The following is a 602-nucleotide window of genomic DNA, read 5'->3' as shown; positions in this document are numbered from 1 at the left end:
GTGGGAACCAGTATGGGCGCCTTGGTTGGCGGTTTCTATGCTTCAGGTAAGCGGGCAGACGAAGTTGAGAAGGCGGTTGAAACAATCAACTGGGACGATGTATTGAATGATCGGCCCAACCGGGAGCAGCGTCGGTATCACGACAAGCAGGATGATTGGTTGAATATGTCCGGGTTTGAGGTAGGTATCTCCAATAGCGGGCAAATGCTGTTTCCCAAGAGTGCACTAGGTACGCAGAAGGTGGACTTGCTGATTCGGCGGATGGTGCAAGGCGCGACGCTGGAATATTTTGATGACCTACCTCTACCGTTTCGGGCGGTAGCCGCCGATTTGGAAAGCGGCGATATGGTGGTGTTATCACGCGGTGATTTGGCGGCTGCCATGCGCGCCAGCATGGCGGTGCCCGGTGTTTTTCCACCGGTAGAGCGTGATACGCGGATTCTTGTCGATGGCGGCATCGCTCGTAATCTGCCTGTGGATGTAGCGCGCGGCGTCTGTGGCGATGTGGTGATTGCGGTAGATGTCGGTTCGCCTTTGCTAAGCCGCAGGGAGGCCATTGACGTACTGGCTATTTCCGATCAGACCATGCGGGTATTGACCCA

General features: G+C 55.8%; 1 protein-coding gene. It reads left to right on the top strand.

Annotated features, from left to right (window positions below; genetic code table 11):
- Nucleotides 1–12: 12 nt before the first annotated feature.
- On the top strand, nt 13–602 hold a 590-nt coding region (locus CSQ89_RS21840; RefSeq protein ID WP_233203456.1), incomplete at its 3' end, for a patatin-like phospholipase family protein.

It is taken from the genome of Chitinimonas sp. BJB300 (genome assembly GCF_002735695.1).
Lineage (GTDB): Bacteria > Pseudomonadota > Gammaproteobacteria > Burkholderiales > Chitinimonadaceae > Chitinimonas.
The sequence above is the reverse complement of the archived record's forward strand: the minus strand, read 5'-3'. Positions and strand labels throughout refer to the sequence as shown.